The following is a 7,225-nucleotide window of genomic DNA, read 5'->3' on the forward strand; positions in this document are numbered from 1 at the left end:
GCCCGCTTCCCCGCCGCCGGCCTCCGGTGGCCGGCTGGGTCGGTGGCGCGACCAGGCGGTCGCGGTCGGCTGGCTGGTGCTGGTCTGGAACCTGCTCTGGGGTGAGTTCACCCTCGGCAACCTGCTCGGCGGTCTCGCCATCGGGGTGGGCATCCTGGTCTTCTTCCCGCTGCCCCCGGTCAGCTTCGGCGGTCGGCTCCGGCCCGGAGCGGCCCTCCGCTTCGCGGCGCGGTTCGTCGGTGAACTGGTCAGCGCCAGCGTCCACGTGGGGTGGGCCGCACTGCGCCCCGGCCCACCACCCCGGGGGGCCATCATCGCGGTCCCGCTGCGGGTCCGCACCGACCTCAACCTGGCCCTCACCGCCGAGGTCATCTCCCTGGTGCCGGGGACGCTGATCCTCGAGGTGGACCGGGCCTCCGGCACCCTCTACGTCCACGTGCTCGACGTGCGGGGACCGCAGGACCTGCTCGCCAGCCGGAAGCGGATCCGGGACGTCGAACGACGCCTCGTGCGGGCCGTCGGCTCGCCGGCCGAACTGCGCCAGGTGTCGCAGACCGAGGAAGGGGAAATCGTATGAACACCCTGCTCAGCGTCATCCTCACGGTGCTGCTCTCGGGTGCCGCGCTGCTCGCCCTGGCGCGCATCGTCCGGGGGCCGTCCCTGCTCGACCGGGTGATCGCCGCCGACGTCCTGCTCTCGGCGATGGTGGGCGCGGTCTGCGCGGAGGCCGTCCTGAACCGGCACGCCACCACCCTGCCGATCCTCGTCGTGCTGGCCTTGCTCGGCTTCGTCAATTCGGTCGCGGTGGTCCGGTTCGTGGTGGGGGAGAAGTCGTGACCACCCTGCTGGACTGGGCCGGGGCCGTCTGCCTGGTGACCGGGGCGTTGCTCAGCCTGGTGGCCGGGGTCGGCGTGTGGCGCTTCCCGGACGTGCTGGACCGGATGCACGCCGCCACCAAACCCCAGGTGCTGGGTGTGCTGCTCCTGCTGCTCGGCGTCGCCCTGCGACTGCGGACCGGGGCGGACCTGGGCATGGTGCTGCTGGTCGGGGTGTTCCAACTCGTCACCGCCCCGGTCGCCGCGCAGATGGTCGGCCGGGCCGCGTACCGCTCGGACCGGGTCCGCCGCGACCTGCTCGACCGCGACGAACTCGCCGAAAGGTAAGGAAGGGCCCCCGCTTAACGCATTCGGTAGAGGAAGGGCCCCTTGTTAACACCTTCAGCGGATACCCAGCCGGTCCCGATAAACTGGCTGGCATGATCCACTCTTCTGCCCAGGAGGGCAGTAGTAGCCGGCCGGGTCGGACCCGGCACACTGACCATCACCGGCGGCAGCGGTACGCGGACCGCCGCGTACGGCAGCGGGGAGCCCTGAGCCACCCGTGCTGATCGCCGTCGGACTTCTACTGATCACCGTGCTCACCGCCGCGACCGGGTACTTCGTGGCCCAGGAGTTCGGCTACGTCGCCGTTGACCGGGGCAAACTACGACAACTCGCCGACGCCGGTGACCAGGCCGCCGCACGCGCCCTCACCGTCACCGAGCGGCTGTCGTTCATGCTCTCCGGCGCGCAACTCGGCATCACCGTCACCGCGCTGCTCGTCGGGTACACCGCCGAGCCGTACCTCGGCGACGGGCTCGCCCAGCTGCTCGGTACGGCCGGGGTCTCCACCGCGGTCAGCCTGCCGCTGTCGGTGGCCCTCGCCCTGATCATCGCCACCGTGGTGCAGATGGTCCTCGGCGAGCTTGCCCCGAAGAACCTGGCCATCGCGCGGGCCGAGGCCCTGGCCCGGGCACTGAGCCGGTCCACCCTGATCTACCTGGCGGTCGCCGGCCCGGTGATCCGGCTCTTCGACCGCGCGGCGGTACGCCTGCTGCGCCGGGTCGGCATCGAACCGATCGAGGAACTGCCCAGCGGGGCCACCGCCAAGGACCTGGAGCAGATCATCGCCGAGTCCCGGGAGGAGGGACACCTGGACGCCGAGATGTCCACCCTGCTGGACCGGGGACTGGACTTCCGGGAGCTGACCGCCGGGGAGGCCATGGTCCCCCGGGTGGACGTGCACACGGTACGCGCCAACGAACCGCTCAGTGCGGTGGTCGCCCTGCTCGACACCGGGCACTCCCGGTTCCCGGTACGCGGCACGGAGGGCGTGGACGACCTGGTCGGCGTGGTCGGAATCGCCGACGTGCTCGCCGTGCCGGCCGGGCAGCGGGCAAGCACCCCGGTCAGCGCGGTCGCCGTACCCCCGTTGCTGGTGCCGGAGACGCTGCCGTTGCCGACGGTGCTGGACCGGCTGCGGGCCGGGCACCGGCAGCTCGCCTGCGTGGTCGACGAGTACGGCGGCTTCGCCGGGGTGATCACGCTGGAGGACCTGGCCGAGGAACTGGTCGGGCCGATCCGCGACGAGGACGACCCGGACGAACCGGCACCGATCCGGCAGGAGGACGGTTCCTGGGTGGTGCCCGCCCGCTGGCGGATCGACGAGGTCGCCGACAGCACCGGCATCGCCCTGCCCGAGGCGCCCGAGTACGACACCATCTCCGGACTGGTCATGCGGGAACTGGGTCGGGTACCCGAGGTGGGTGACCTGCTGGAGATCGGCCTGCCGGCCGAGCCCGACGACCAGGAGACCCGGCCCCGGGCACTGGTCGAGGTGCTCGCCGTGGACCGGCACGTGGCCGATTCGGTCCGGTTGCGGGTGACCGCATGAGCCCGACCTTCGCCCTGCTCACCTCGATCGTGCTGCTCGCCCTGAACGGGTTCTTCGTGGCCGCCGAGTTCGCCCTGGTGGCGAGCAAGCGGTACCGCCTGGAACAGGCGGCGGCCGGTGGTGGCCGCGCCGCCCGGGCCGCCCTGGACGGGGTGAGCGAGCTGTCCCTGATGCTGGCCGGGGCGCAGCTCGGCATCACCCTCTGCACGCTGGGTCTGGGTGCCCTCGCCGAACCGGCGATCGAGCACCTGCTCAGTCCGCTGCTGCACGCGGTGGGGCTGCCCACCGCAGCCAGTCACGTCGTCGCCCTGATCTTCGCGCTGAGTCTGGTCACCTTCCTGCACCTGGTGGTGGGCGAGATGGCGCCGAAGTCCTGGGCGATCACCGACGCGGAACGCTCGGCGCTGCTGCTCGCGCTGCCGTTCCGGGCCTTCGCCCGGGTGGCCCGACCGGTGCTGACCGCACTCAACGGGCTGGCCAACGTGATGCTGCGGCTGGTGCGGGTACACCCGCAGGACCAGTTGGCCCAGGCACACGGACCGGAGGAGCTGCGGATGCTGCTGGAGCAGTCCCGCGAGCACGGCCTGCTGCCGGCCGCGCAGCACCAGATGCTGACCAGCATGCTGGAACTGCAACGCACCACCGTCGCACAGGTGATGGAGCCCGTCGAGCGGATCGTGACGGTCCGCCGGGACGACCCCGCGGAACGGATCGAGCAGGTCTCCCGGGACAGTGGCCGCTCCCGGTTGGCGGTGCTCGGCGACGCCGGGGAGGTGGTCGGGGTGGTGCACGTCCGCGAGGCGGTACGGGCCACCACGGCCGGCCGGGAGGTCACCGCCGGTGAGTTGATGGCCGTGCCGTTCCGGCTGGCCAACACCGCCACCGTGGTCGAGGCGGTGACCGCGATGCGCGCCGACCGGGCACAGCTGGCGCTGGTCACCAACGGTGCGGGAGCGGACCGGCCGGTGGGGTTCGTGGCGCTGGAGGACCTGTTGGAGGAGGTCATCGGCGAGTTCGACGACGAGACCGACCCGGTACCACGCGGGCGGCGGATGCGCTGAGGTCCGGCCGTGTGGGCGGGTGATGTGCCGAGGTCCGGCCGTGTGGGCGGGTGATGTGCCGAGGTCCGGCCGCCGGTCGTGGTCGGCCTGCCGGCGCACCGGCAGGCCGACCAGGTCGTACAGGGAGGCAGCACGGTGGGCTACACGGGGGTGTCACCGGCGACCGGCTGGACCGGGCTGGAGGTACGCACCGCGCTTGCCAATCCGAGTACCCGGCCCGGACTGGCCCTGCCGGGCCGGGTGACGGTCACCGCCGGCGACACCGCCGTACCGGTGGAGCAGATCTCGCTCGGCCTGGTCGCCCAGGCGGAACCGGCCGACCCGGAGGCGCCGCGCCGGTTGGTGCAGTTCCATTCGGTACCGGTCAGCGGCGGTTTCGTGCTGCCGGCCCGGCAGGGACGGTCGGTCCCCTTCGCACTGCCGGTGCCGTGGGAGACCCCGGTCACCGTGTTCGGCGGCAGCCCGCTGATGAGCCTGCGGATGGGGCTGCGGACCGAGGTGGCACTCGGTCCGCAGCTCGACCAGGGTGCGCTGGTACCCGTCTTCGTGCACCCGTTACCGGTCCAGGCGGAGATCCTGGGCGCGTTCGACACGCTGGGGTTCCGGCTCCGTCAGGCCGCTCTGCAACAGGGGCGGCTGCCGGGGGTGCAGCAGGCACTACCGCTGCACCAGAAGATCGGATTCTGGGTCGGGCCGGTCTACGCGGGGCCGATGACCGAGCTGGAGGTGACCTTCGTGACCAACTCCGCCGGGGTGGAGGTCATCTTCTGGGTCGACCGGCGGCTGGCCTTGGCCGGCATCGGGCACGTCAGTATCAGCCGGTTCCGGGTCTGGCACACCGGGGCGGAGCAGCGGGACTGGGTGAGCACGGTCGACGGCTGGCTGCGCGAGACCATCAACCGGCACGCCGCAGCCGCCTCCGACGCGCACTGGTCGGCAACGATCACCGAGTCGGCGCACGTGAGCCGTCCCCCCGACCGTCCCGAGCCGCCCGGGTACGGCCTGGGTGGCACCGGCGGTGGCGCCGGAATCGGCGGCGGTGGGGGTGACGGCACCTGAGCCCGGCCGGAGCGGGCACGGCTGCCCGCTCCGGCGACGGCGTCCTGAGCCGGACGTCCTGAGCCGGGCGCCTGAGCGGGGGCAGCCCGTGCCCGGCACCGTCAGCCACTCGGCATCAGGTGTCAGGAAGGGGCCCTTCCTATACCGGAAGCGTTAACCGGGGGCCCTTCCTTACCTTCGTGCCTACAGGCTGGCGGTGGCGAGCTTGATACCGAAGCCGAGGAAGAGGGCACCGACGCCGGTGGTGGCCCCGGCGGCGAGCCGGCGCCGACGCCGGAACTGGGCGGCCAGCCGGGTACCGGTGAAGATCAGCACGCTGAGGTACAGCGCGCTGGTCACCATCAGGATCATCCCGAGCAGCAGGAACGACAGCGCCGGGTACCGGTACGCCGGGTCGACGAACTGGATGAAGAAGGAGATGAAGAACAGGATCGCCTTCGGGTTGAGCAGGCTGATCACCAGCGCCCGACGGAACGGGCTGGGTACGTCCGACGGCTCGGCGGACCGGAGCACGGCGGCGGCCGGCTCACCGGCCCGCCAGCGCCGCCAGGCACCCCGGATCATGTTCAGCCCCAGGTAGCCCAGGTACGCCGCGCCGGCGTACTTGATCACCATGAAGAGCGGTGGGTAGGCCCGGAGCAGCGATGCCACCCCGGCGGCGGAGAGCGCCATCAGCACCGCGTCGCCGAGGAACACGCCGGTGGCCGCCCGGTACCCGGCAGCCACCCCCTGTCGGGCGGCGGTGGCGAGCACGAGTAGGGAGTTGGGCCCGGGGAGCAGGATGATCGCCACGGTGCCCAACACGTACGTCCAGATGTCGGTGATGCCCAGCACGAGCGACATCATCCGGCCACAGGTACCGCCGGGCGAAGCCTTTTCCGCAGGTTGAGCTGTGCTTCCGGCCACTCGTCGACGGTCATCGAATACTGCACGGTGTCCCGCCACGAGCCGTCGGGGCGTTGCCGGTGCATCCGGAGCACCCCCTCCCGCTGGGCACCGAGCCGTTCGATGGCCCGCTGGGAGCGGTCGTTGCGGATGTCGGTGTGCCAGACCACCCGGTTCGCGCCGAGGGTGTCGAAGGCCCGGCTGAGCAGCAGCAGCTTGGCCTCGGTGTTGATCCCGGTACGCCACCAGGGGCGCCCCAGCCAGGTGTACCCGATGCCGACCGCACCGCGCTCCGGGTCGATCTCGTAGTACGACGTGCTGCCGACCACCTTCCCGGTGCGGGCACACCGCTGCACCCAGGCGACCCGGTCCCCGGCGTACTGCGCGTCCAGCGCGTCGGCGACGACCCGGGCCATCCCGGCCGGGTCGGTCGGCTGGCCGGTGCCGAGGTGCTGCCACACCTCCGGGTCGGTGGTCGAGGCGTACAACTCCTCGGCGTGCCCGACGGTGAGCGGTTCCAGCACGACGTGCTCGCCGCGCATGGTGGCCGGGGTGTGCCACGGGGAGCGGGGCGGTTGCAGGTAGGCCGGGACCGGAGCGGTCACCCCGGCGTCCGGTTCCGGACGGCCGGCGGTCAGCCGCAGCGGCACCACACCGGCCCAGTGGGGCAGGGCGTGGTCGGCCTCGTCCTCGCGTACCCCGCCGGTGCGGGTGCGCACCGACACCTCGTGCAGCGGGAGGGCCAGTACGGCGGTCTCGGCCAGTTCCCGGCGGTTCGGCGGCCGGCTGTCCGCGCTCCGGCCGGTGCCGGCCTTCTCCACCAGGGTGGTCATCACCCGGAGCTTCTCCCGGTCGTCGGTGACCAGGTGGGCGACACCGTGCGCGACCACCGAGCGGTAGTTGGCGCTGTGGTGGAACTGGGAGCGCCCGTAGACCAGCCCGTCGAGCAGGGTGACGCTGACGCAGACCGCCAGCCCGGCGTCACCCCGGGCGGCGAGCAGCGGCCCGCTACCGGTGGAACCGTGCAGGTAGAGGGTGTCGTCGATGCGGACGTGGAGGGTGGGCAGCACCCGGGGCTCGCCGTCGACGGTGAAGGCGAGAGCGCAGTGGTAGGCCTCGTCGAGGATCGCGTGGGCGGTGGCCCGGTCGTAGCTCATGCGCTCGCGGCTGCGGCTGGCGGTGGTCCGGTCTGTCCTGGCGTACATGACACACCCCGATTTTTGTTATAGTACAATCTCAAAACTGTGCCAGTACGTTATCAGATCGCCGGTGCGACGGCCGCCGAGATCTCCGCCAGCGTGGAGGCCGGCATCCGGGCCGACGCGCTGCCCGCCGGGGCGACGCTGCCCGCCGTCCGGGCCCTCGCCGCCGAACTGGGTCTCAGCCCGGCCACCGTCGCCCGGGCCTACCAGGACCTCCGCCAACGGGGCCTGATCGTCACCGCCGGCCGGGCCGGCACCCGGGTCCGACCCCGGCCGCCGGTCACCGGCCCCCGCTCGGTGCTGCGC

General features: G+C 72.2%; 9 protein-coding genes. 7 read left to right on the forward strand and 2 right to left on the reverse strand.

All coding sequences use genetic code 11. The features are described from left to right. From GSF22_RS28060 to GSF22_RS28085, 6 genes are all read left to right on the forward strand, one after another. Window positions 1-577: Na+/H+ antiporter subunit E (locus GSF22_RS28060; RefSeq protein WP_307804390.1), on the forward strand; the 577-nt coding region annotated here is incomplete at its 5' end. Beyond that, window positions 574-837: a monovalent cation/H+ antiporter complex subunit F gene (locus GSF22_RS28065; protein WP_208816749.1), complete on the forward strand. Its 264-nt coding sequence runs from the start codon at window positions 574-576 to the stop codon at window positions 835-837. The genes GSF22_RS28060 and GSF22_RS28065, both read left to right, overlap by 4 nt. Beyond that, window positions 834-1,163: a monovalent cation/H(+) antiporter subunit G gene (mnhG, locus tag GSF22_RS28070; protein ID WP_208816750.1), complete on the forward strand. Its 330-nt coding sequence runs from the start codon at window positions 834-836 to the stop codon at window positions 1,161-1,163. Before GSF22_RS28065 ends, mnhG begins: the two co-directional genes overlap by 4 nt. A 217-nt stretch (window positions 1,164-1,380) precedes the next feature. Then, the gene (locus GSF22_RS28075; protein ID WP_208816751.1) at window positions 1,381-2,712 is read left to right on the forward strand and encodes a hemolysin family protein; all 1,332 of its coding nucleotides are present in this window, start codon (window positions 1,381-1,383) and stop codon (window positions 2,710-2,712) included. Beyond that, window positions 2,709-3,773 carry a hemolysin family protein gene (locus GSF22_RS28080; protein ID WP_208816752.1) on the forward strand — a complete coding sequence of 355 codons (1,065 nt, stop codon included), beginning with the start codon at window positions 2,709-2,711 and terminating at the stop codon, window positions 3,771-3,773. Before GSF22_RS28075 ends, GSF22_RS28080 begins: the two co-directional genes overlap by 4 nt. Before the next feature lie 135 nt (window positions 3,774-3,908). Next, the gene (locus GSF22_RS28085; RefSeq protein WP_208816753.1) at window positions 3,909-4,832 is read left to right on the forward strand and encodes a sporulation protein; all 924 of its coding nucleotides are present in this window, start codon (window positions 3,909-3,911) and stop codon (window positions 4,830-4,832) included. 183 nt (window positions 4,833-5,015) lie between these two features. Here the strand turns inward: GSF22_RS28085 and leuE are convergent, their stop codons facing one another. Both leuE and GSF22_RS28095 read right to left on the reverse strand, forming a co-directional pair. Further along, on the reverse strand, window positions 5,016-5,678 hold the full coding sequence (gene leuE / locus GSF22_RS28090; RefSeq protein WP_208816754.1) for a leucine efflux protein LeuE: 663 nt from the start codon (window positions 5,676-5,678) through the stop codon (window positions 5,016-5,018). After that, window positions 5,675-6,922: a bifunctional pyridoxamine 5'-phosphate oxidase family protein/GNAT family N-acetyltransferase gene (locus GSF22_RS28095; RefSeq protein WP_208816755.1), complete on the reverse strand. Its 1,248-nt coding sequence runs from the start codon at window positions 6,920-6,922 to the stop codon at window positions 5,675-5,677. The genes leuE and GSF22_RS28095 overlap by 4 nt, the downstream gene beginning before the upstream one ends. Before the next feature lie 39 nt (window positions 6,923-6,961). On the opposite strand from GSF22_RS28095, the gene GSF22_RS28100 reads away from it, so the two are divergent. Beyond that, on the forward strand, window positions 6,962-7,225 hold a 264-nt coding region (locus GSF22_RS28100), incomplete at its 3' end, for a GntR family transcriptional regulator (protein ID WP_208816756.1).

It is taken from the genome of Micromonospora echinofusca (genome assembly GCF_017614955.1).
In the GTDB taxonomy this organism is placed as follows: domain Bacteria; phylum Actinomycetota; class Actinomycetes; order Mycobacteriales; family Micromonosporaceae; genus Micromonospora; species Micromonospora echinofusca_A.

Coding starts and splice junctions, on each gene's coding strand:
- GSF22_RS28065 (WP_208816749.1), top strand. CDS start 574: ATGAACACCCTGCTCAGCGTCATCCTCACGGTGCTGCTCTCGGGTGCC.
- GSF22_RS28080 (WP_208816752.1), top strand. CDS start 2,709: ATGAGCCCGACCTTCGCCCTGCTCACCTCGATCGTGCTGCTCGCCCTG.
- leuE (WP_208816754.1), bottom strand. CDS start 5,678: ATGATGTCGCTCGTGCTGGGCATCACCGACATCTGGACGTACGTGTTG.
- GSF22_RS28095 (WP_208816755.1), bottom strand. CDS start 6,922: ATGTACGCCAGGACAGACCGGACCACCGCCAGCCGCAGCCGCGAGCGC.